This is a genomic window from Globicatella sulfidifaciens DSM 15739 (assembly GCF_900167405.1).
GTDB lineage: Bacteria > Bacillota > Bacilli > Lactobacillales > Aerococcaceae > Globicatella > Globicatella sulfidifaciens.
On the sequence record NZ_FUWO01000002.1, the window covers coordinates 149671 to 172138 of the forward strand.

Here is a 22468-nt window from a genome sequence, read left to right on the forward strand (position 1 = left end):
AACAGTCATTCTGATTCTTACCGAAGACAAATTGGGAATCAAACTTAATTAAAGAAGACTAATTAAATTAAAAATGTTATAATATTCAAATGAAAAAATAAGGGAGGGATAAACAGAATAAAAAAAACTATGCGAACTATTTATTTTATTTATACCCCTATAAATTATATATATAATGAAGTGTTATTATGCTATTGTGAATTACTATTCAAAGTCTTATGATTAAAATAGTACATAAAGGGGGAATAAATAATGCGTAAAATTATTATGTTTGGTGTTCGGGATGAAGAAAGAACCGTAGCTGAGAATTGGGCGAAGGAACATCAAGTTGAATTATCAATAAATGAAGAAAATTTTACACCAGAATTAATCGAACGAGTGAAGGGTTATGATGGCTTATCTTTATCACAAGTAGGAAAATTAGATGAGTCATTATATGCACAATTACATCAAATGGGAATTAAGCAAATTGCGCAACGAAGTGCGGGAGTAGACATGTATAATTTGGCTTTGGCTAAAGAGAATGACATTATTATTTCAAACGTACCAAGTTACTCACCAGAATCGATTGCTGAATGGACAGTTGCAATGGCTTTAAATATCATTCGTAAATACGATTTAATTCAAGAAAGAGTGAATGAACATAATTTCTCATGGACACCTGAAATCCGCGGACGTTTAATGGGGGACATGAAAGTTGCTGTATTAGGAACAGGACGGATTGGTCAGGCAGTGGCCCGTTTCTTTAAAGGTTTTGGTTGTGAAATTATCGGTTATGATTTATATCCAAATTCGCAATTATCTGATTTATTAACCTATGGTGACTCTATTGAAGAGGTCATTAAGGATGCTGATATTATTTCATTACACATGCCAGCAACTGAAGAAAATTATCATTTATTTGATAAAGAATTATTATTAAAATGTAAAAAAGATGCGATTTTATTAAATATGGCACGAGGTGCTTTAATTGATACGAAAGCTTTAATTGAAGTATTGGATGAAGGTCATTTAATGGGGGCCGGTTTGGATACTTATGAAGAGGAAGGGCCGTTGATTCCTAAAAACTTAACAGACCAAACGATTGAAGATGAGTTATTCCTGCAAGTTATTAATCATCCAAAGATTATTTATTCACCACACATTGCTTTTTATACGGATGAAGCCGTGAAGAACTTAGTTGAAGGTGGCTTAAATGCAACATTAGAAGTCATTGAAACGGGAACGACCCGTAATCGTGTAAATTAATTAATCATCAAAAGCAGTAAACATCAATAAGATAGTAAGGAATGTGAACGAGATGGAAAGTAAAATGACAGCAAATAAATTTGCGATGAATATTTTAAATGGATTGGCATTGGGGACGGTAGTGGTCTTGATTCCAGGGGCGCTACTATCGGAATTATTTAAGGCGATTATGCCAGGCTCTCCAATTTTAAATGCCTTAGCTATGTCTAATTCTATGTTAGGATTAGTTTGTGGTATGATGGTTGGCTTGAATTTTAAATTTAATCCGATCCAATCGGCTTCAGTCGGATTGGCGGCGATGTATGCTTCAGGTGCCGTTCAATTTGCTGATGGGGCGATGACGATTAAAGGGACCGGCGATATTATAAATGTTGGTTTAACAGCCGCTTTAGCTGCATTGGTGATTTTATTAGTAGGCGATAAATTAAAATCTTATACTATTATTGTCATTCCGGCATTATTATTAGCCGGTGTTGGCGGTCTTGGAAGAATGATCTTACCTTATGTTAATAGCATTACAACCTTAATTGGACAAGGGGTTGCTTCGTTATTAACACTGCAACCGATTATAATGAGTATTTTGATTGCGATTATTTTTGCGATTTTAATTGTTTCTCCTATTACTACCGTCGGCATCGCTTTAGCTGTTGGATTATCAGGTATTGGTTCTGGTGCTGGTAACTTAGGTATTTGTGCTTGTGGTTTTGGTTTAGCGATTATGGGATGGAATGTCAATGGTGTGGGTACAAGTATGGCACATTTTATTGGCTCACCCAAAATGTCCATGCCGGTCGTAGTGAAAAATCCTAAAACAATGATTCCAATTATCGCTAATGCAGCCGTCTGTGGTTTGATTGCTCAGATTTTCAATATTCAAGGAACGCCAATGTCCGCTGGTTTTGGTTTTTCTGGTTTAGTTGGGCCAATTAACGCGATAAACTTAGCTGAAGGTGGTTTTGGCAATGTTAAGAATATTTTAGTGTCGATTTTAGCGTTTATTGTGATTCCAGTGGCAATGGGATTTGTATTTAAACATGTCTTTACCAAAGTAATGCCGATTGTCTCTGAAGAAGATTATCGCTTAGATCTATAATGATAGGATGTCCAGGCAGAAAGCTACTGATGTTACTTTGAGTTGATAAAATTTTTATTATTAAAAGTCAAGGCAGTATCAAACGGTACTTGCTGGACTATTAATCGTAATCTAAGAGATTTAGTGTAAATAACGGATCGAAAGTGAGCTAAAAAGGATGCATGACCATGGGCCCCTCTGACAGTGCTAAGGTAAATAACAGGACGAAAGTAAGGTTCCATTTCTGAGGGGCATAATACTGAGATCAATTTTTACATGAAGACCTTAATAGAAGGGTCGTTATCCTAGATAACAATCAAATGGTCTATATGTAGACAAAGAACACCACCTAAAAGGCAGCGAAGCCATTTAAGTGGTGTTTTATTGTTTAATTAGATTTGATAGCGTCAATAAATTCTTGGATCGCTGAGGTAGTCACAAAATCTTTGCGAGTAGCGATACCGATAGGGTAGAAGTTATTCTTCTCAACGAAAGGGATCCATTTTAATCCTTTATTGTCACTAAGTGCTTGAAATTCAGAAGGTAAAATGGTAATTGCGTTAAGCTCTTTTAAGCTATGTAATAAGACGGCCCAGTCGTTGTGCATAAATACGATATTAGGGTCAAAACCAGCTGCGTGACAACTCCGTGTTAACATTTCGCCTAACATGAAATGATGCGTCAAGCTAGAAATGTTTTGCCCTTTTAAGTCGATGATTTGAATCGCCTCTTTGTTAGCTAAGGGATTATTTTCAGGAATGACGACCGACACCCAATAGCCTTGGGTAGAAGTAGCTAGAGGTTCGATTGAAATTTCGGGATAAAGTTGGGGGAATGATAATAATCCCACATCGATTTCCTTATCAACCAGCATTTTTTGTAGTTGACGTGAACCATCTTGAAAGATAGCCAATTCAACATTACTATGGGTAGCAATAAAATGAGAGATTTGTTTCATAAATTGAATGGCGAATAGTGTCGTTAAGCCTACTTTTATTTTTTCAATAGGCTGTTGTTTGTATTGTGAAACTTTATCAATCAGTTTTTCAAAATCTTCGATTATTTTAATCCCATCATCATATAAGACTTGTCCTGTTTCAGTTAACATCATCCCTTCATCGGTCATCTTAAACAGTACAGTATTGAGTTCAGATTCTAGTTTTTTGATAGTTTGTGATAAAGTGGGTTGTGTTATAAAGAGACTTTTGGCCGCTCTAGAAAGATTTTTTGATTCGGCAATCGCAATGAAATATTTTAATTGTCTAATATCCATGAAGGTAACCTCTTCCCTAACTGATTAATATTAGTATAACATAAACGATTTAAGTCACAATCACCAACTTTAGTCTGATTTTAATTGGCAAAGTTGATATATAATGAAATCATTCTCAAAAATTGATATAATGACGTTAATAAACTCTTTGGAGGTGTTATGGATGTATTATGGATACGATAGTACGATGATTTTAGTGTTAATAGGAGCAGCGTTAGTAATGTTTGCTCAATCACGTGTGACAAGTACCTTTAGAAAATATGACGAATTAGAGTCACTTAACCAAATTACAGGAAGACAAGCAGCTCAAGCTTTATTACAGGCGTCTAATATACATGACGTTTCAATCGAACATGTTGTGGGCCATTTATCTGATCATTATGATTCAAGATCAAAAGTTTTAAGATTATCAGATGCAACCGATCAATCAACGTCGATTGCCGCCATATCGGTAGCGGCTCATGAGTGTGGGCATGCCCTGCAAGATGCAGAAAGCTACGGTTTCTTAAAATTACGTAGTTCATTTGCACCGATTGCTCAATTTGGGTCTAGCTTATCAATGCCTTTATTAATGGCTGGCTTTATCTTAAATATTTTTTCGTTAGTATGGATTGGGATTATTGCTTTTGGTTTAGCTTTAGCGTTTCAAATTATTACTTTACCGGTGGAATTTGATGCAAGTAAACGTGCATTAGCGATTATGCAGTCACATCATTTAATTGAGCCAGAGGAATTACCAGCAGCGAAAAAAGTATTGAATGCGGCAGCCTTTACCTATGTTGCTAGCACTTTAAACAGTGCGTTTACCTTATTACGTTTTATTTTAATCGCAAATAGTCGTCGTCGTGACTAAGGAGAGATTGGATGAGTATATTTCAACGTATTTTACGGGGAAAAGTAAATGTAAATTTAGCGAATGACTTAGCTAAGAAAGTCAATGATGAAGTGAAGAAGATGCCTTCCATTAATATTTTAGTGGCAGGTAAAACTGGGAGTGGCAAAAGCACCTTAATTAATGCTCTCTTTAGAGAGAATATCGCTAAGACAGGGGTTGGAATGCCTGTAACCCAGCACGTTGAAAAGTTGACAAAAGAGGGCGTCCCGTTATCCCTCTATGATACAAAAGGATTAGAATTAACGGCAGAGGCGCAAAAAGAGGTATTAAAAAGCCTTGCGCATTTAATTAGTATCCAAAAAGAATTGGGCCATGATCAGGAAATTCATTTAGCTTATTATTGTGTGAATGCTAATATGTCACGTATTGAAGCAATGGAAGTCGAAATAATTCGAGCCTTAGCGAGTGAATTACCAGTTGTTTTAGTCGTGACCCAATCGATTGGCCAAGAATCAAACGAATTTATCGAGTATTTAAAAGAGTTAGCTTTACCAATCGAGGGCGTTGTGCCGGTATTAGCCAAAGAATATGCGGTCTCATCACATCAAAAAATACCTGCACATGGTTTACAAGACTTGATTGATATCACATTAAAAATAATTCCATCAAAGGTACATCAGGCTTTTATCAACGCCCAACAAATCGATATTGATCGTAAAGTCGAAGATGCGAGACGTTGGGCTAAGCGTTATATTAAGACTTCTTTTGGTGTAGGCTTTACACCAATACCGGTATCGGATGCAGCCATTCTGGTGCCAATGCAAATTACGATGTTAGGTCATATAACAGCCATTTTTGGTTTATCATTAGAAAAATCACAAATTATAAGTATGTTAGCCGGTGTAGGCGGTACGGGTGGTGCCACGGCCATAGGTAAATATTTGGCTGGTAATTTGTTAAAGTTTATTCCTGGAGTAGGCACGATTACCGGCGGAGTGATTAGTGGGATGACTGCTAGTAGCTTAACTATTGCTTTAGCCTATAGTTATATTGAAGTACTTAAGCAAATAGCCAGAGCTGAAATGCTTGGTTACGATATGGGCTTAAATGAAATTTCAAAATTAATGGGAGCAAATTTTAATGAGCAATTAAAAGAAGTTTCAAAAATGTTGCCCGATTCCGTTAAGAATCAATTACCACTGTGGACCAGAAGTTTCTTTGTTGAAGATTATTAAAATAATGAGAAAGGATTCTCAGCAAAATGGACTTAATTAACTCATGATGAGTGCGTTCCATGAAGCTAAGAATCTTTTTTTGTCTAATAAAGGGCTAACTCTTACTAGAAAAGCCTTTCATTTATAAAAGGTGTGACATTTAGTCAAAATTCCGTTAAAATGTATCTATATGTGTAAATTTTTAAAAACATGAAATAAATAATATGTAGGAGTGAACCATTCGTGAGTGAACATGAAATTCAAGAAACATTAAACGACCAACTCATTGCGCGTCGTGAGAAAATGGTAAATATGGAGGAAGCAACAGAAGTCAATCCCTTTGATTCAGGATTTGTGCGGACGCATACTTCTAGTCAAATTCATTCAGCTTATGACCATTTAGATAAGGAAACCTTGGCTGAAGGAGAGAAGATTATGGTCTCAGTAGCCGGAAGAATGGTTTCAAAACGTGGAAAAGGAAAAGCGGGTTTTGCTCATTTATTGGACATGGATGGCAAAATTCAAGTATACGTTCGTCAAGATGGCGTTGGCGAAGTCGCTTATCCTTGGTTTAAAGTGGCAGACTTAGGAGATATTGTAGGAGTCACTGGTTATGTATTTAAAACGAATACCGGAGAAGTATCCGTTCATGCAACTGAATTTGTCCCGCTAACTAAAGCATTACGTCCATTACCGGACAAATTCCATGGTTTAACCAATGTAGAACAGCGCTACCGTCAACGTTACTTAGATTTAATTAGTAATGATGAGAGCCGTAATCGTTTTATTAACCGTTCTAAAATTTTACGTGAAATTCGTCATTACCTTGATGATGCGGGATATTTAGAAGTTGAAACACCAACATTACATAATTTAGCCGGTGGTGCGAGTGCTAGACCGTTTATTACACATCATAATGCATTAGATATGGAATTATACTTACGTATTGCCTTAGAATTACACTTAAAACGATTAGTAGTAGGTGGTATGGAAAAGGTTTATGAAATTGGCCGCGTATTCCGTAATGAAGGTATTGATACGACCCACAACCCAGAATTCACCATGTTAGAAGTTTATACGGCCTACACAGTCTATACCGATATTATGGATTTAACCGAAGGTTTAATTAAATCTGTTGCTGAAAAAGTTTTAGGGACAACTACCGTTGAATATGATGGTCAAGCTATTGAATTAGGTAAGCCTTGGGCCCGCCGTCATATGGTTGATATGATTAAAGAAGTAACAGGTGTGGATTTCTGGCAAGAAATGACTTTTGAAGAAGCCAAAGCTTTGGCAAAAGAACATCAAGTTGAAGTCAACCCACATGATTTAACAGTAGGACATATTATTAATAATTTCTTTGAAACTCACTGTGAAGAAAAATGTATTCAACCAACCTTTGTCTATGGACATCCGGTAGAAATTTCACCATTAGCACGAAAAAATGAAGCAGATCCTCGTTTCACCGATCGTTTTGAGCTATTTATCGTTGGAAAAGAGTATGCCAATGCCTTTACGGAGTTAACGGACCCAATCGATCAACGTGAACGTTTTGAAGCGCAAATGGCGGAAAAAAATGCTGGAAACGACGAAGCTCATCCAGTGGATGAAGATTTCTTAGAAGCATTAGAATATGGTATGCCACCAACCGGAGGATTAGGAATTGGGATTGACCGTTTAATCATGTTATTAACTGATTCACAATCGATTCGTGATGTATTATTATTCCCAACATTGAGAAATAACTAAAAAATCTAAATGATTATAAATAATCGCTCTGTAGCGTTCACGTAACTGAATATTACAGAGCGATTTTTTGTTGATTATACTTTGATTTATGGTTTCTTATTAATAACCATATGATAATGTTTAAACAACTTAATGTATCGTAAGCGTCCCATAACAGAGTATCTATCAATAATCGGATAATACCCCTAAAATAGTGATAATCAAACTATTTTAGGGGTGTTATCTTGAAAATGAATATCAATCAATTAGGTCAAGTTTATCTAATCTCAGGAAAAACCGATATGCGCCAAGGAATTGATTCCCTTGCATCACTCGTGAGAGAAAAGTATCAACTAGATCCTTTTTCACAAAAACTTTTTCTATTCTGTGGGACAAAAAAAGATCGGTTTAAGATTCTTTATTGGGATGGTCAAGGGTTTTGGCTATTCTATAAACGTTTCGAAAATGGCCGTTTAACTTGGCCTTCTCATAATGATGACATAATAAAATTAAATGAAACTCAAGTGAACTGGCTACTTCAAGGGTTTTCGATTGAACCTAAAATTAAGGTGGCAAATCAGCGAACTTTCTATTGATAGTCTCTCTCTCCTGTTTTATACTATACCTATACTAATGAACGGAGTAAGGCATATGAACAATTTAGAACAAAAAGGCGAATCACTATTAAATTTAATCGAAACACTCAATAATGAAATTGCTTTACTCCGTGAACAAAATGCTTATTTATTAAAACTGCTCTATGGGAAAAAATCGGAGAAGTTCATCGTTCCTGATGGCCAACTCTCTCTCTTCCAAGATGAAAATGAACCGGCAAAACAAATGCCGGACTCTCCCAGGCGAGATTGAAACGATACAATATACACGAAAGAAATCGTCCGGAAAACGCCAACTCACACTCGATCAATTTCCTGTTGAAGAAAAGCATTATGCTCTTGAAGGGGAAGCTTGCCACTGCCCAGATTGTCAACATCATTTAAAAGAAATCGGTTCTCACTGTTATCGTCAGGAAATAGTCTTTATCCCTGCGCAAATAAAACGGGTGGACCATATTCAACATGCCTATAAATGCGAGCATTGTAGTCAATTGAAGGATCAAGATGTCATTATTAAATCCACGGTACCAAAGGCTCCCTTGAACCATAGTTTAGGCTCCGCTTCGATTATTGCGCATTCCATTCATCTAAAATACAATTTAAAAGTCCCTAATTATCGACAAGAAGCAGATTGGGTTAAGCTATCCCTTCCCATCACCCGAAAAGAATTGACTCACTGGCAGATGAAAGTGAGTGAACAATACTTTCTACCACTTTATCGTCGGTTGACACAAGAGCTGTTATCGCAAACGCATCTACATGCGGATGAAACACCGTATCGAGTATTAGAGAGTAAAACGAATCAAACTTATTATTGGGTCGTTGCTTCTGGTAAAGACGCAGAAAGAGGTATCACACTCTACCAACATGATGCTAAGCGGAGTGGACAGGTGATAAAAGAACTCTTAGGCGACTACTCGGGGTATGTTCATTGTGATATGCATGCGGCTTATCGTCAACTCGAGAATGCGAAATTAGTCGGCTGTTGGGCCCATGTGCGACGAAAATTCTACGAAGCGACACCCAAGCAGTCGAAAGAGAGTTTGGGAGCAGTTGGTTTAGACTATTGTAATCAGCTATTCCGCTTAGAAGAAGCATGGGCAGAACTCACACCAGAAGAACGACTTGTCAAACGGCAGTCTGAGTTACGCCCTGTTATGGAAGCTTTCTTCGATTGGTGTCGCACCCAAGAAGTATTGCCAGGGTTCAAACTCGGTAAAGCCATCCAATATGCATTAAATTATGAAAATACTTTTAAAACAGTATTGGAAGATGGTCATTTAGTCTTATCCAATAACTTAGCGGAGCGAGCGATAAAGAACTTGGTGATTGGTCGAAAGAACTGGTTGTTCTCCAAGAGCTTTGAAGGGGCTCAAATGAACGCTGTCATTCTAACAATGGTTGAAACAGCGAAACGACATGGGCTTGATTCAGAAAAATATATAAATTATTTACTGACCCACTTACCGAACGAACCTGTTTTTGAAAAAAATGAGGTCTTAGAGGCTTATTTGCCATGGAGTGAATTAGTCCAACGTCATTGTCAGTTAAGTATCCAATAAAAAAGTAAATCCACTTCCGTCTTTGATTAAAAAAATTGGAAGTGGATTTTTTATGTATCAAGATACTGTGATATAGGACGCTTACAATGTATCTTCAGCGGTAAATACAATTGTTAGCGCTGACGACGGGAATTTCATCTAATGATACTAAATAATATTTACCGATCCAAGCCTCCAACGCCAATTGAAGTGACCACAATAGTTGCCCTTTTCTTGAAGCACTTGAATAGCGTAGAGCCAATATTTTATTTTAAATGACATTAGATAGTAGGTTGTGTTATATTACTTTCAAAGTCTAGTGGTAATAAGTCAAGAGAAAAATAAATTATTTTAGACTTGGCTTTTAATCATTTAAGTGTTTTAGGGCGCACTAAATAAACACTCGTGAAATCGCGTTTTTTCACGAACTTTATTAAGAATTGATTTTATTTTGTTCGTCTTTTATCTATGCAACACCTCCGGTGGCGTATAGAGTTGGTGATTGCGTAGTAGCACATCCACCAGACGCACTAATTTTCTTGCGGTTAAGACGAGGGCACGTTTGTGCTGATGTTTAGGTACTTCTTGGAATTTCTTATGATAGAACTGGGCATATTCAGGTAAATAACGTTTAACAGAGTTGGCAGCTTCAACTAGGTAATAACGCAAGAACCGATTGCCCCGATGAATCATCGGTGTGTTTTGGGACGAACGTTTTCCCGACTGATTTTCCTTCCAGGATAGCCCGGCATACTTGGCAATTTTTGCTTGAGAATCAAAGCGTTCAATCTGTCCGATTTCAGCGATGATTCCAGCAGCATAGACCGGACCAATACCAGGAATAGAAGTTAAGCACTGATATTCTGGTAGGGTTTGAACAATATCTTCAATCCCTTTGTCGAGCTCTTTGATTGCTTTTTCAAGTGATCGAATCTCACGGACTAAGACAGCCAGCACGATATCAATGGATTGGGCATGGACCTTAAAGAGGCGATAACTAGAACGAATGGCTTTTTGGATAGTTTTAGCTAAATTTTCGGGTGCTTTGAAGCGTCCCCGTCCGAGTTTTTGAATTAATTGCCCAAGTTCTTCTAAAGGCATATTGGCCAGGTCATCTAGAGAATAGTCTTCGGTCATGAGTGAGATGACGGTAGCACTGAGGGCAGTCGTGGAATGCCCATCTTCCTTAAGATTCATCGAAAGCGTATTACACTTATAGTAAAGATTTTCTAGGAAGTGTTGCTTGACTGTGGTTAGTTGCTTGATTAATTGATAGCGAGACCGTGTAAGGTGCTGTAAGGCGATGTATTGGTCTTCCTTTAAGAAAGAGGGATTAAACCTTTGGATTCGCAAGTAATCAGCAATATAGAAAGCATCTAAAGCATCGTTTTTATTTTCGGAGAAAACTTCACGATATTTCTTGATTTTGCTTGGTTCTTCAATTGTGACTACCACATTCAGCTCACTCAGCTCCGGGTCTTCTTTGAAGAAGTAACCGGGATGAAAGCTATAAGCTGATGTGGATTCCATGCCGATGACGATTCGATCAAAGTGATAGTCCTGATAGGCTTGAAGAATCCATTCTTTCAGTTCAGTGGCACCGTCGTGATCATTTTTAAAAGAACGTTCTAACAAAACAGAAAATTGTTCATCATCCGTTAAGCAACAGACATCTAGCTTAGCTAGACTAACATCTAAACCGACATATAAGTTCATGTGAGGGACCTCCTTTCGATTATATTTGGAAATTGCTTGGTTACTGTGGGATATCCCAGGATACCATTGCCTATAACAGCCTCGCTTAATAGAATACTTATCACGCTGATTCAAGCTGCCACTCGCCTACTAGCGGGTGTGAACCAGGGTGGAAACAGCTAGTGTGTTGGTTGTGACATCAATGGTCCGGGTTACAGACTTAAGAAGTAGATAAAGCCACAAGGGGTGAACAGCATATTCCCGTAAGTCCCTTTCCAAGACTTATTATCCTACAATATCTCACAGTAACCAAGCAATATAAAGGGACAATTGAACATTTTATGCATTGAAATGAGGCTTAGCTAGCGCGCTTCGCTTGCTTGCCATTGTCATCCTGTTCGATTTCTTCGAAATCGTCCAGTCTGACAACGGATAGCCCCTTATCCATGACATAATGTTCGGTAAATCAAGAGAAACAGAGACGATCAGAAGGGTGTGAAATGACCTTCTAAATATATATTACGAGAGGTGAAGTTTATGAAATTTGAAAAAATTGAAAATGGCTACGTTAAACGCAATGAACAAGGTGAGGTTATTGCAGAAATCACTTTTCAACCGACTGCAAATCCAGCCATTGTTATTGCAGATCACACTTATGTAAGTCCAGTCCTTAGAGGACAAGGAGTGGCAGAAAAATTATTAGACCATTTAGTATCCGAAATGGCTAAAGAGAGTAAGAAAATTAAAGCTCAATGTAGCTACGTTGTCGCTAAATTCGAAAAGGAAGCTGATAAATACGACTGGATTAATGCGGATAAACAATAAATTCCTTTGCAAGATTGTAAAATAAAATGCGACAAAATATAAACACTTATAACAGTTAAAAAGTGAATATAAATCGAAAGAACACAAAAAAAACAATTAAACTCTTTTTATAAGAAATGTAAACGGTTATAATAAATATATAGGCATGTTTATTAATTTTTTTAATAGAGGAGTGTAGAAATGAAAATTACCAAAACGGCAGTAGCTGGTACACTTGAATCAAGTGATATCATGATTACTGTAAGCCCAAATACTGAGGAAGAGGTCAGTATTAATTTAAGTTCGAGTGTAGAAAAACAGTTCGGCGCGAGAATACGAGAAGTGATTGAGAAAACGCTTTCCAACTTAAAGATTGATTCTGTTTTAGTGGAAGCTGTTGATAAAGGTGCTTTAGATTGTACTGTTCAAGCTAGAACAATTATTGCAGTTAACCGTGCACTCGGAGTAACTGATTATGACTGGAAGGAGATTGACTCATGGAACGTTTAAGAAGAACTATGATGTTTGTCCCTGGATCAAATGTTGCAATGTTACGTGATGCTGCAATCTATGGTGCAGACTCAGTGATGTTTGATTTAGAAGATTCTGTTTCATTAAAAGAAAAAGATTCAGCTAGAGCCTTAGTACATTTTGCTTTAAAGACATTTGACTATTCGAATGTTGAAACTGTAGTTCGTATTAATGCCTTAGAAGATGGTGGCGATCTTGATGTTGAAGCCGTAGTCTTGGCAGGAGTAAATGTTATACGATTACCAAAAACAGAAAATGCTCAGGATATCATTGATGTAGAAGCAGTAATTGAAAAAGTTGAGCGAGAAAATGACATTGAGGTTGGTACCACGAAAATGATGGCGGCAATTGAATCTGCAGAAGGTGTACTTAACGCAAGAGAAATCGCTAATTCAAGTGAGCGTTTAATTGGGATTGCATTGGGAGCAGAAGACTATGTGACAAACATGAAAACCAGACGCTATCCTGATGGAACTGAACTTTCATTTGCTCGAAATATGATCTTACATGCAGCACGAGCTGCTGGTATTGCTGCTATCGATACTGTTTATTCAGATGTTGACAACACCGAAGGGTTTAAAGCGGAAGTATCATTAATTAAACAGTTAGGATTTGATGGTAAATCAGTCATTAACCCGAGACAAATACCATTAGTTAATGAAATATATACACCAACAGAAAAAGAAATAAACAATGCTTTAGCTGTTGTGGCAGGAATACGTGAAGCAGAAGCTAAGGGGTCGGGAGTTATTTCAGTTAACGGAAAAATGGTGGATAAACCGATCGTTGAGCGTGCTGAACGTGTATTAGCACTCGCTAAAGCAGCTGGTATTATCGAGGAAGGAGAATACTAAGATGGTAGTTAATAAAGTTGGACGTGAAATTCCTTCGGAATTAGCAAACACTCACGGCGTATTTGAAGGTGAAACAACTAATATTAAAAATTTTAATCGTACCCAAGCGAATGTCACACCCGTAACACCGGGCAATAAAAAATTATTATCGAGCATCCGTGAAGCGATTGAAAAAACAGGTTTAAAAGATGGAATGACGATTTCTTTTCATCACCATTTAAGAGAAGGTGACTTTGTTCTTAACATGGTTATGGAAGAAATTGCAGCAATGGGAATTAAAAACATTTCTATTGCACCATCGTCAATTTCTAATATCCATGAACCACTAATTGAACATATAAAAAATGGTGTTGTTACTAACATAACTTCTTCGGGATTACGCGACAAAGTAGGTGCAGCGATTTCAGAGGGAATCATGGAAAATCCGGTAACTATTCGTTCACATGGTGGACGTGCTGGAGCTATTGTAACAGGGAAAATTCATATTGATGTGGCATTTTTAGGTGCTCCAAGTTCAGACGAATATGGTAATGCGAATGGGACTTCTGGTTCAGCAGCTTGTGGATCATTAGGGTATGCAAAAGTTGATGCTGAGTATGCCGATAAAGTTGTTGTTATAACAGACAACTTAAAACCTTATCCTAATACGCCTATCAGCATACCACAAAAAAATGTTGATTATGTTGTTGTTGTTGATCAAATTGGAGATCCAACAGGTATAGCAAAGGGGGCGACACGATTTACAAAAAATCCTAAAGAATTGTTAATTGCTGAATACGCAGCTAAAGTTATAACAAGTTCTCCATACTATAAAGAAGGTTTCTCTTTCCAAACAGGAACAGGTGGGGCGTCGTTAGCCGTAACTCGCTTCTTAAGAGAACAAATGATTAAAGACAATATAAAAGCCTCTTTTGCATTAGGTGGTATCACCAATGCAATGGTTGAGTTATTAGAAGAAGGTTTAGTAGATAAAATCTTAGATGTACAAGATTTCGACCAACCTTCAGGTCAGTCATTAGGACGGAATGCAAACCATTATGAAATTGATGCAGATTTATATGCTTCGCCGTTTAATAAAGGTGCAGTAATCAATATGTTAGATGTTTGTATTTTGTCAGCATTAGAAGTAGATACAGACTACAATGTCAACGTGTTAACAGGATCTGATGGTGTCATAAGAGGTGCTTCTGGTGGGCATTCTGATACAGCATTCGCATCTAAAATGAGTATGGTAATATCTCCATTGATTCGCGGACGTATACCAACATTTGTAGAAAAAGTTAATACTATCATCACACCTGGAACTTCAGTGGATGTGGTGGTAACTGAAGTTGGTATTGCTATTAATCCTAATCGTTCTGATTTAATTGAATACTTTAAAGATATTAAAGTTCCAATTTTTACAATAGAAGAATTAAAAGAAAAAGCTTATTCCGTAGTTGGAACACCAGACCCAATTGAGTATGGGGACAAAGTTGTTGCAGTTGTTGAATATCGAGATGGCACAGTTATTGACACCGTTCGCAATGTCAAATAATCAAGTCTTTGATGGAGAAAGTGTAACATTACTTGAAATGTTACACGCTAGGGAAGAACGACAAGAATTGCAAAGAAATATTTTTTTAAAAGCTCCCCAAGGAACACTTTTATCTATCACAATGAATATTCCAGGCGAGATAAAAAACTCAAAAATATTAAAAAGAGTTTTTGAATGCGAACTAAATAATTTGAAGAGTAAATTTTCAAAAGAAACGATTCTAACTCGTTTCGTAAGTAACAAAGCTGGAAATGAAGCGTATATACTATTATCAATCAATCCGGTATTACTTAAGAAAAGATTGATTAAATACGAGGAAGAAAGTCAATTAGGTCGATTATTAGATTTAGATGTTCATTATAAAAACAAAGAAAATATATTTCAAATAAGTCGAACTGAGATTGGTTATCCACCACGAAAATGTTTTCTTTGCGATAATATTGCTAAAGAATGTGGACGGAGCCGTTCCCATTCTTTAGATGATATTCGACTTTACATTAGTAAGAAGGTCTTAAAATATCTAGAAGAGAATAGTAATTAAAAATAAAAAAATTTATAGAGGTGCATTATGAAAAACTTAAAGTTCTTTGGTTTAAACATTAAGTTGTTTATCGTTTTAGCTTTGTTAGTGATTCTTGCGATGTATACAGGCGTATTATCTAAGGACCTAGCTGGCGGTATCGCAATTATGATGGTTATTGGTATTATCTTTAATGAAATTGGTGAGCGAATCCCAATCTGGAATTCATATGTTGGGGGAGGGCTTGTTTTAGCTTTCCTAGGAACTGCCTTTTTAGTTCAGTTTAATGTAATACCTACAGAATATGTCGAATTAATGGATCAAGTTACATCCAAACCAATGGGAGTGCTAAACTTTTTCATCATAGCCCTAATTACAGGATCCATTTTAGGCCTAAATCGTGACTTAATGTTAAAATCCTTCTCAGGATATGTTCCAGCCATATTAGGTGGACTTGTCGGTGCAGGAATTCTAGGTGTTTTAGCAGGGTTATTATTTGGAGTAAGCCCAACGGACACTATTATCAAATATGTTCTACCAGTTATGGGAGGGGGTAATGGTGCTGGTGCAGTACCATTATCACAAATCTATGAACGGGTTACTGGTGATACAGCAGCTAATTATTATGGTTTTGCGATTGCTATCTTAACGATTGCTAATATTTTTGCAATTATTTCAGGTGGTATTTTAAATAATATTGGGAAAAAATCAACAAATTTAACGGGTGATGGTAATACATTGATTCGTAATGCTGATGAAATCAAAAGTGATAAAGAAAGTTATGAAATTTCAATCAAAGATTATGCCGGAGCTATTTTAATGGCCTTAACTTTCTATCAAGCAGGTCGTATTTTGTCTCAATTGTGGGAAAATTATATATTACCTTCAATCCCGATTCATGCATTTGCTTTTATGATTATTTTAGTATCAGTAGCGAATGCATTTGATTTAATACCTGGTAGTTTACGTATGGCTGCTAAAGAAGTTCAGTCATTTTTCTCTAAAAACTTAGTATTAGTTATTATGGTAGGGGTCGGAGTTTCAACAGATTTAAATGAACTGTGGGCAGCTATAACTTTAGGTAATGTTATTATTGCAGCAGCAATTGTTATCGGTGCGATTTTAGGATCAGCGCTTGTTGGTTGGATGGTAGGCTTCTATCCAATCGATTCAGCTGTTACAGCTGGACTATGTATGGCTAACCGTGGAGGATCAGGAGACTTGGCCGTTTTAGGGGCAGCTGACCGTATGGGCTTAATTTCTTATGCTCAATTATCTTCACGTTTAGGTGGAGGAATGGTATTGGTCATAGCATCAATTTTATTCGGATTTTTCCTATAAGATTAGCATCTTTTAAACAGCTTTGATTAGACGTAGCACTTGACTCTTATCGAGTGCTCACGTCTTTCTTTATAAATACTAGAATTGACAAAAAGATAAAATAATTTATATTGAGCATGAATGTACAAATGTAATTTGATATAATGTGATTAACAGATAAATTAAGGAGAGTGGTAATATTATGACGGAAAAGCATTTAGTTGGCATCACTGAAACCGTTCTAAGAGATGCGCATCAAAGCTTATTGGCGACCCGCATGCCTTTTGAAGACATGAAAGACATTTTGCCGGTACTCGATCAAGCTGGATATGCTTCATTAGAATGTTGGGGCGGCGCGACCTTTGACGCATGTATTCGCTTCTTAAATGAAGACCCTTGGGAACGTTTAAGAAATATCAAAGCATTAGCTCCTAATACGCCGTTGCAAATGCTATTGCGCGGGCAAAATTTATTAGGTTATCGTCATTATGCGGATGATGTGGTCGATAAATTTGTCGAGAAAGCCGCAGCCAATGGGATTGACATTTTCAGAATATTTGATGCACTAAACGATATGCGCAACACGAAACAATCCGTTGCTGCAGTTAAAAAGGCTGGGAAGGAAGCTCAGGTTGCCATCGCCTTTACAACAAGTCCCGTTCATACCGATGAGTATTATGTTGGACTAGCAAAAGAAATTGAGGCCATGGGTGCGGATTCGCTTTGTATTAAAGATATGGCAGGAATTTTAACACCTGAACGAGGCTATTCATTAGTAAAAGCCATCAAGGAGGTTGTCACTATTCCGTTAATTGTGCATACCCATGCGACGAGTGGAGTTTCACAAATGACGCTCTTGAAAGTGGTTGAAGCCGGTGCTGATCGAATTGACACTGCTATTTCACCACTGAGTGAAGGAACGAGTCAACCGGCAACCGAGTCGCTTGTTATTGCATTAGAAGAATTAGGGTATGAAACGACGATAGATCATACGAAGCTGGATTTAATTGCTGATCATTTTAGAAAAATGCGTGATAAGTATTTAGCAGAAGGATTAATCAATCCGAAAATGTTAACCGCCGATCCCCGTGCTTTAATTTACCAAGTACCCGGAGGGATGTTGTCGAATTTAAGTTCTCAATTGAAACAAGCAGGTTTGGCTGAAAAGTATGATGAGGTGTTAGCGGAAGTTCCTCGAGTGCGCCAAGACTTAGGTTATCCTCCTTTAGTAACGCCGCTTAGTCAAATGGTGGGGACACAAGCGACAATGAATATTGCGACGGGTGAACGGTATAAGATGGTTTCAAATGAAGTTCGAAGTTATTTAGTAGGAAAATATGGTAAATCACCAGTAGCCATTGACGAAACATTCCGCCGTGGTATTATGGGCGACGAAAAGGTCATTGATTACCGACCAGCGGATGATTTAGAAGCTGAATTTGAAAAGCTAACGTTAGAGATAGGTGACTTAGCTAAAAGTGAAGAAGATGTCTTAATTTATGCTCTGTTTCCAGAGGTTGGGAAAAACTTTTTAATGAAGCGTAATCAACCTGAAGAATCTGTGGTGAAAGTCACAGCCTATATTTAGAAAGGATGAAGCAGATGGAATTTACAATCATTGATGGAATAAATTTAACTTTTTCTGCCATATTAATGGTGGCCTTTACACTTATTTTAATCATGTTTTGTATACAGTATGTGAGTAAATTAGTAGAAAAATACGAGCAAGTACAAGCAGTGCTACGACAAACAGAAGGAGCAAATGAAAGCGCCCCATCGCAACTCTATCCATCAGAAAGTTCAAATACATTGTCAAAAAAGACCTTGTTTGAAGAAGATAAATTAGCAAGAGTAGCGGTGTTAACGGCATTAGCTCATGCGAGCGAAGATGAACCAAATAAGCGTTTTGAAGTAGTTTCGGTAATAAAAAAATAGCAATCGTTATGAATGAGGATGCCTCTTTAAAAGAAAAATAAACAATCCAGAAAGGATGAATTTCATGAAAAGATATGAAGTAGTGGTTAATGATGAAGTGTTTGAAGTGAGTTTACGAGAATTACAAGCAGATGAAACAATCGAAGTAACGCCTCAAACATCAGCTGTTAAAACCAATGATACACCTGTTGCTTCTACGACGAACAATCAAGAAGGGGTTGTTGTCAGCGCGCCGATGAGTGGTGTGATTATGAAAATATTGGTTAAAGAAGGCCAAAGTGTCAAAGCAGGCGATAATTTATTTATCCTAGAAGCAATGAAGATGGAAAATGAAATAAAAGCTACTCAAGATGGCGTAATCAAATCAATTTTAGTGACAGAATCGCAACAAGTTGAAACGAAACAAGAATTAGCAGTAATGTAGGAGGGATGATATGTTAGAAATTATCAGTGAATTAATTGCTAACTCCGGATTTGCTGCTCTTTCTGGGAAGAGTTTTATTATGATTGTGATAGCTTGTGTTTTGCTTTATCTGGGGATTAGAAAGCAATATGAACCGTATTTAATGATTCCTATTGCCTTTGGAATGTTACTCAGTAATTTACCTATTTCAGGTATTATGGCCCCTGGTAATGGCATCGATCCGGGAGGGTTATTATATTATTTATATCAAGGTACTAAGTTAGGGATATATCCACCATTAATATTTTTATGCTTAGGTGTCGCAACGGATTTTGGTCCGTTAATAGCGAATCCAATGACGATCCTATTAGGAGGCGCTGCACAATTTGGTATTTTTGCTGCCTTTTTCCTCGCCTTATTATTTGGGATGACGCCTCAAGAAGCGGCTTCTATTGGCATTATTGGAGGGGCTGATGGGCCGACAGCAATCTTTACTACAACGCGTTTGGCTCCGCATTTATTACCAGCGATTGCGGTAGCGGCTTATTCTTATATGGCTTTAGTACCTGTTATTCAGCCACCCATTATTCGAGCATTGACGACTAAAGAAGAACGGAATGTTGTCATGGAGGAACAACGAAAGGTTTCTCAAACAGAAAAAATTATTTTTCCGATTATAGTGACTATTTTGGTTAGTTTATTAGTGCCTAGTGCAACGACTTTAGTAGGCATGTTAATGTTAGGTAATTTATTGCGTGAAACTAAAATAGTGCCGTTATTAACCGATGCATTACAAAATTCATTGATGTATATTGTAACGATTTTATTAGGAACAACCGTCGGAGCAACCGCTAGTAGCGAAATCTTCTTATCACCGGATACATTGTTAATTATCGTGTTAGGATTGATTGCTTTTTCATTTGGGACTGCTTCAGGTGTGTTAATCGGTAAAGTGATGTATAAATTTACGGGTGGTAAAATTAATCCAATGATTGGTGCTGCCGGTGTTTCAGCTGTTCCAATGGCAGCTCGAGTGGTACAAAAAGAAGGGCAATTGGAGAATCCATCCAATTACCTACTGATGCATGCGATGGGGCCTAATGTGGCCGGAGTGATTGGTTCCGCTATTGTAGCGGGTGTCTTATTAGCGATGTTTGGTTAGAGTTTAAACTATTAAAATAATCCCTCAAAAGGCTAAACTGTACGGCTTCCAAAATCCCGATAAGGACAATGGGAGCGGTAGCCTCTTGAGGGTATTTTTATGATAATAACGATGCGAACCAGATGATTAATTTCACCACATTGGGTAGGACAATAATGGTATAGAGCATTCGGATAATTTGAGTACTGGCTATTTTAGCCAAATCGCCCCCCAATTCCCCGGCAATCAATGAAATATCAGTTGCGCCAGCTGGAGAAGAAGAAAATAAGGCTGATTGTAAATCAATGAGTCCCCGGCGATAGATAAAAATAGAATAGAAATAATTGACCATCAAATAAGAGCCCAATAAAATGATTGCTGGAATAATTAGATTAAACATATTTAGCAGACTCTCATGAGTAAAGGTCGTCCCAATAATAGAACCAGCACAAATTTGAGCGGTATATCTAAGAGCGGGTCTTAAGGGTTGACTACCACCATATAATTTGATCAATAATGAAGCGATTAAAGCACCGATTAATGTTCCTACCGGTAATTGTGAATAGTAGCCGATAATACCTCCGATTAACGAGATAAAAATAACATAGAGGTCATTTTTGATAGGTGGGTAGGATTGTTTGTGATTGGTAGCTGTTATCTTGCTATGACCATTTTGAACTGGCGTTGCATTAAGTCGTTTTAAAATAAACTTAATCCAATTTGGTAAGATAAGGAGCATACCGACTAAGCGAATAGTTTGCATTGAAGCTACGACATCTGCTTGAGCACCCATATCAATACTCATCAGTGAAACATCCATGATACCACCAGGTAAGCACATGAGTAGCGCTGTTACTAAATCCAATTTAAAAACAAAATGAAAGATAAACCCAACTAAAATCATATTTAAAGTAAATAAACTTAACAGTAAAGCAATGGGTTTACGCATTTTAGGAAGATTTTCTAAGTCAGAGTGGTTAATCAATTGACCAATGAAAGCGCCACTTAAGATTTGTGCAAATAATTTTAAATTACGGGGCACATATAAGTGACCAAATAAAACATTGACGATTGCGACTACGACCATGCTCCCAATCATAAAGGCCGCGGGTATTTTAAGTTTTTTAAATAATAGGCCTCCAAGTAAGCCAATCAATAATGTAAGTGCAATTTGTTCAATCATTCAAACACCTCTTTAATGAACTATATTTATAATTATAACATTTTAGCGGCTAATCATATAAATTAGATTGGATTTAAGCTCTAAATTTCAAGACTAAATAATCAGTGGGCAATTTGATGTAAAAAAATATCAAAAAATCTTTGCATTCAAGAAGGTGTCATGGTATTATAATAATGTTGCAAAATGCACAGTAATAACTCTAATTTAGCAAATAGATTAGGGCAGAAAGGACGAAGAAAATTATGAAACAAGGAATTCATCCAGAATATCAAAAAGTAGTGTTTATGGATACTTCAACTGGTTTCCAATTCTTATCAGGTTCTACTAAATCATCAAATGAAACTGTTGAATGGGAAGACGGTAATACTTATCCATTAATCCGTGTTGAAATCTCTTCAGATTCTCATCCGTTTTACACTGGACGTCAAAAATTCACTCAAGCCGATGGTCGTGTGGATCGTTTCAACAAAAAATACGGTTTCAAAGACAACAACGCTGCAGAGTAATTCTAGTAGCTTAAAAACATTGATATATCAACGTTTTAAAGGTTTACCATGTTATGTGGTAGACCTTTTTTTATGGACTTTACCGACTTTTTTTGAAAAGTACCAAAAAAATAAGGGTGTATTTTGATGAAATACTAACTTTATATAAGAATATCATTACCCAAATAAATATTGAATAGACAACCTCCATAATCGTTTAACTATCGTTTCGTATGTTTTTACTTTAAAGCCTGAACAGTATCAGACATTGGGAGTAGGAAGAAGTTTCCAAATTAGTCGGCACCATCCTTACAGAACACAAAAGAGATGGCCATAGATTATATAAAGGAAACTGCTAGCTTAATTATTATATTCAAATACTTTAAAGATGCGTTTTTTTATAGAGAATGAGACTACTTATTCACCACTAGATATAAGTTTTACTAATTCATTCTAAATACCACATTGTGATAATTAATATTTATAGCTGAAAATAAAAATATAAAAAAGCTGTTAAATACTGATATAACAACGA

The 22468-nt window shown here is 36.9% G+C and carries 22 protein-coding genes; 19 read left to right on the forward strand and 3 right to left on the reverse strand.

Going from position 1 to position 22468, the window contains the following annotated elements; genetic code table 11:
- Nucleotides 1-252 precede the first annotated feature (252 nt).
- Nucleotides 253-1248 carry a D-2-hydroxyacid dehydrogenase gene (locus B5D12_RS01785; protein WP_078755216.1) on the forward strand — a complete coding sequence of 332 codons (996 nt, stop codon included), beginning with the start codon at nt 253-255 and terminating at the stop codon, nt 1246-1248.
- A gap of 43 nt (nt 1249-1291) precedes the next feature.
- Nucleotides 1292-2341, forward strand: coding sequence for a PTS sugar transporter subunit IIC (locus tag B5D12_RS01790; protein ID WP_200802980.1), 1050 nt, complete (start codon nt 1292-1294; stop codon nt 2339-2341).
- Between the two features lie 367 nt (nt 2342-2708).
- Here B5D12_RS01790 and B5D12_RS01795 read toward each other — a convergent pair whose 3' ends face one another.
- Nucleotides 2709-3593, reverse strand: coding sequence for a LysR family transcriptional regulator (locus tag B5D12_RS01795; RefSeq protein WP_078755218.1), 885 nt, complete (start codon nt 3591-3593; stop codon nt 2709-2711).
- Between the two features lie 163 nt (nt 3594-3756).
- On the opposite strand from B5D12_RS01795, the gene B5D12_RS01800 reads away from it, so the two are divergent.
- From B5D12_RS01800 to tnpC, 6 genes are all read left to right on the forward strand, one after another.
- A complete protein-coding gene (locus tag B5D12_RS01800) occupies nt 3757-4446 on the forward strand; it encodes a zinc metallopeptidase (protein WP_078755219.1) in 690 nt (229 codons plus the stop codon).
- Between the two features lie 11 nt (nt 4447-4457).
- Nucleotides 4458-5663 (forward strand): YcjF family protein, encoded by a 1206-nt coding sequence (locus B5D12_RS01805; protein ID WP_078755220.1) that lies wholly within the window; start codon nt 4458-4460, stop codon nt 5661-5663.
- 222 nt (nt 5664-5885) lie between these two features.
- Nucleotides 5886-7391, forward strand: coding sequence for a lysine--tRNA ligase (gene lysS / locus B5D12_RS01810; RefSeq protein ID WP_078755221.1), 1506 nt, complete (start codon nt 5886-5888; stop codon nt 7389-7391).
- 230 nt (nt 7392-7621) lie between these two features.
- On the forward strand, nt 7622-7966 hold the full coding sequence (gene tnpB / locus B5D12_RS01815; protein ID WP_234982891.1) for an IS66 family insertion sequence element accessory protein TnpB: 345 nt from the start codon (nt 7622-7624) through the stop codon (nt 7964-7966).
- A gap of 55 nt (nt 7967-8021) precedes the next feature.
- Complete coding sequence (locus B5D12_RS01820) at nt 8022-8237, forward strand: IS66 family transposase (protein ID WP_078755222.1); 216 nt, start codon at nt 8022-8024, stop codon at nt 8235-8237.
- Nucleotides 8188-9546: an IS66 family transposase gene (tnpC, locus tag B5D12_RS01825; protein ID WP_078755223.1), complete on the forward strand. Its 1359-nt coding sequence runs from the start codon at nt 8188-8190 to the stop codon at nt 9544-9546. The genes B5D12_RS01820 and tnpC overlap by 50 nt, the downstream gene beginning before the upstream one ends.
- 441 nt (nt 9547-9987) lie before the next feature.
- Here the strand turns inward: tnpC and B5D12_RS01830 are convergent, their stop codons facing one another.
- Nucleotides 9988-11241 (reverse strand): IS110 family RNA-guided transposase, encoded by a 1254-nt coding sequence (locus B5D12_RS01830; protein WP_078755224.1) that lies wholly within the window; start codon nt 11239-11241, stop codon nt 9988-9990.
- A 516-nt stretch (nt 11242-11757) separates the two neighbouring features.
- Between B5D12_RS01830 and B5D12_RS01835 the strand changes: the two genes are divergently transcribed.
- The 10 genes from B5D12_RS01835 (at nt 11758) to B5D12_RS01880 (ending at nt 20286) form a co-directional block, all read left to right on the forward strand.
- A complete protein-coding gene (locus B5D12_RS01835) occupies nt 11758-12045 on the forward strand; it encodes a GNAT family N-acetyltransferase (protein ID WP_078755225.1) in 288 nt (95 codons plus the stop codon).
- Nucleotides 12046-12225: 180 nt separating this feature from the next.
- A complete protein-coding gene (citD, locus tag B5D12_RS01840; RefSeq protein WP_071408169.1) occupies nt 12226-12534 on the forward strand; it encodes a citrate lyase acyl carrier protein in 309 nt (102 codons plus the stop codon).
- Nucleotides 12522-13409: a citrate (pro-3S)-lyase subunit beta gene (citE, locus tag B5D12_RS01845; RefSeq protein WP_071408170.1), complete on the forward strand. Its 888-nt coding sequence runs from the start codon at nt 12522-12524 to the stop codon at nt 13407-13409. The genes citD and citE overlap by 13 nt, the downstream gene beginning before the upstream one ends.
- Before the next feature lies 1 nt (nt 13410).
- Entirely contained in the window at nt 13411-14946 is a 1536-nt protein-coding gene (gene citF / locus B5D12_RS01850) for a citrate lyase subunit alpha (RefSeq protein ID WP_078755226.1), read from the forward strand.
- Entirely contained in the window at nt 14921-15487 is a 567-nt protein-coding gene (gene citX, locus B5D12_RS01855) for a citrate lyase holo-[acyl-carrier protein] synthase (RefSeq protein WP_159443825.1), read from the forward strand. The genes citF and citX overlap by 26 nt, the downstream gene beginning before the upstream one ends.
- A gap of 27 nt (nt 15488-15514) precedes the next feature.
- A complete protein-coding gene (locus tag B5D12_RS01860; protein ID WP_078755228.1) occupies nt 15515-16807 on the forward strand; it encodes a 2-hydroxycarboxylate transporter family protein in 1293 nt (430 codons plus the stop codon).
- A gap of 181 nt (nt 16808-16988) precedes the next feature.
- Nucleotides 16989-18374 carry an oxaloacetate decarboxylase subunit alpha gene (locus tag B5D12_RS01865; RefSeq protein ID WP_078755229.1) on the forward strand — a complete coding sequence of 462 codons (1386 nt, stop codon included), beginning with the start codon at nt 16989-16991 and terminating at the stop codon, nt 18372-18374.
- A 14-nt stretch (nt 18375-18388) separates the two neighbouring features.
- Nucleotides 18389-18721, forward strand: coding sequence for an OadG family transporter subunit (locus tag B5D12_RS01870; protein WP_159443826.1), 333 nt, complete (start codon nt 18389-18391; stop codon nt 18719-18721).
- A 64-nt stretch (nt 18722-18785) separates the two neighbouring features.
- Nucleotides 18786-19145, forward strand: a complete 360-nt coding sequence (locus tag B5D12_RS01875) for a biotin/lipoyl-containing protein (RefSeq protein ID WP_078755231.1) — start codon at nt 18786-18788, stop codon at nt 19143-19145.
- Nucleotides 19146-19155: 10 nt separating this feature from the next.
- On the forward strand, nt 19156-20286 hold the full coding sequence (locus tag B5D12_RS01880) for a sodium ion-translocating decarboxylase subunit beta (RefSeq protein ID WP_078755232.1): 1131 nt from the start codon (nt 19156-19158) through the stop codon (nt 20284-20286).
- Nucleotides 20287-20383: 97 nt separating this feature from the next.
- On the opposite strand, the gene B5D12_RS01885 is transcribed toward B5D12_RS01880, so the two are convergent.
- Nucleotides 20384-21448 carry an AbrB family transcriptional regulator gene (locus tag B5D12_RS01885; protein WP_078755233.1) on the reverse strand — a complete coding sequence of 355 codons (1065 nt, stop codon included), beginning with the start codon at nt 21446-21448 and terminating at the stop codon, nt 20384-20386.
- Nucleotides 21449-21690: 242 nt separating this feature from the next.
- Here B5D12_RS01885 and B5D12_RS01890 point away from each other — a divergent pair, with 242 nt between their 5' ends.
- Nucleotides 21691-21954, forward strand: a complete 264-nt coding sequence (locus B5D12_RS01890; RefSeq protein ID WP_078755234.1) for a type B 50S ribosomal protein L31 — start codon at nt 21691-21693, stop codon at nt 21952-21954.
- The last annotated feature ends 514 nt before the right edge of the window (nt 21955-22468 follow it).

Coding starts and splice junctions, on each gene's coding strand:
- B5D12_RS01785 (WP_078755216.1), top strand. CDS start 253: ATGCGTAAAATTATTATGTTTGGTGTTCGGGATGAAGAAAGAACCGTA.
- B5D12_RS01795 (WP_078755218.1), bottom strand. CDS start 3,593: ATGGATATTAGACAATTAAAATATTTCATTGCGATTGCCGAATCAAAA.
- B5D12_RS01800 (WP_078755219.1), top strand. CDS start 3,757: ATGTATTATGGATACGATAGTACGATGATTTTAGTGTTAATAGGAGCA.
- B5D12_RS01805 (WP_078755220.1), top strand. CDS start 4,458: ATGAGTATATTTCAACGTATTTTACGGGGAAAAGTAAATGTAAATTTA.
- tnpB (WP_234982891.1), top strand. CDS start 7,622: ATGAATATCAATCAATTAGGTCAAGTTTATCTAATCTCAGGAAAAACC.
- B5D12_RS01820 (WP_078755222.1), top strand. CDS start 8,022: ATGAACAATTTAGAACAAAAAGGCGAATCACTATTAAATTTAATCGAA.
- tnpC (WP_078755223.1), top strand. CDS start 8,188: ATGAAAATGAACCGGCAAAACAAATGCCGGACTCTCCCAGGCGAGATT.
- B5D12_RS01830 (WP_078755224.1), bottom strand. CDS start 11,241: ATGAACTTATATGTCGGTTTAGATGTTAGTCTAGCTAAGCTAGATGTC.
- B5D12_RS01835 (WP_078755225.1), top strand. CDS start 11,758: ATGAAATTTGAAAAAATTGAAAATGGCTACGTTAAACGCAATGAACAA.
- citD (WP_071408169.1), top strand. CDS start 12,226: ATGAAAATTACCAAAACGGCAGTAGCTGGTACACTTGAATCAAGTGAT.
- citE (WP_071408170.1), top strand. CDS start 12,522: ATGGAACGTTTAAGAAGAACTATGATGTTTGTCCCTGGATCAAATGTT.
- citF (WP_078755226.1), top strand. CDS start 13,411: ATGGTAGTTAATAAAGTTGGACGTGAAATTCCTTCGGAATTAGCAAAC.
- B5D12_RS01860 (WP_078755228.1), top strand. CDS start 15,515: ATGAAAAACTTAAAGTTCTTTGGTTTAAACATTAAGTTGTTTATCGTT.
- B5D12_RS01865 (WP_078755229.1), top strand. CDS start 16,989: ATGACGGAAAAGCATTTAGTTGGCATCACTGAAACCGTTCTAAGAGAT.
- B5D12_RS01870 (WP_159443826.1), top strand. CDS start 18,389: ATGGAATTTACAATCATTGATGGAATAAATTTAACTTTTTCTGCCATA.
- B5D12_RS01875 (WP_078755231.1), top strand. CDS start 18,786: ATGAAAAGATATGAAGTAGTGGTTAATGATGAAGTGTTTGAAGTGAGT.
- B5D12_RS01880 (WP_078755232.1), top strand. CDS start 19,156: ATGTTAGAAATTATCAGTGAATTAATTGCTAACTCCGGATTTGCTGCT.
- B5D12_RS01885 (WP_078755233.1), bottom strand. CDS start 21,448: ATGATTGAACAAATTGCACTTACATTATTGATTGGCTTACTTGGAGGC.
- B5D12_RS01890 (WP_078755234.1), top strand. CDS start 21,691: ATGAAACAAGGAATTCATCCAGAATATCAAAAAGTAGTGTTTATGGAT.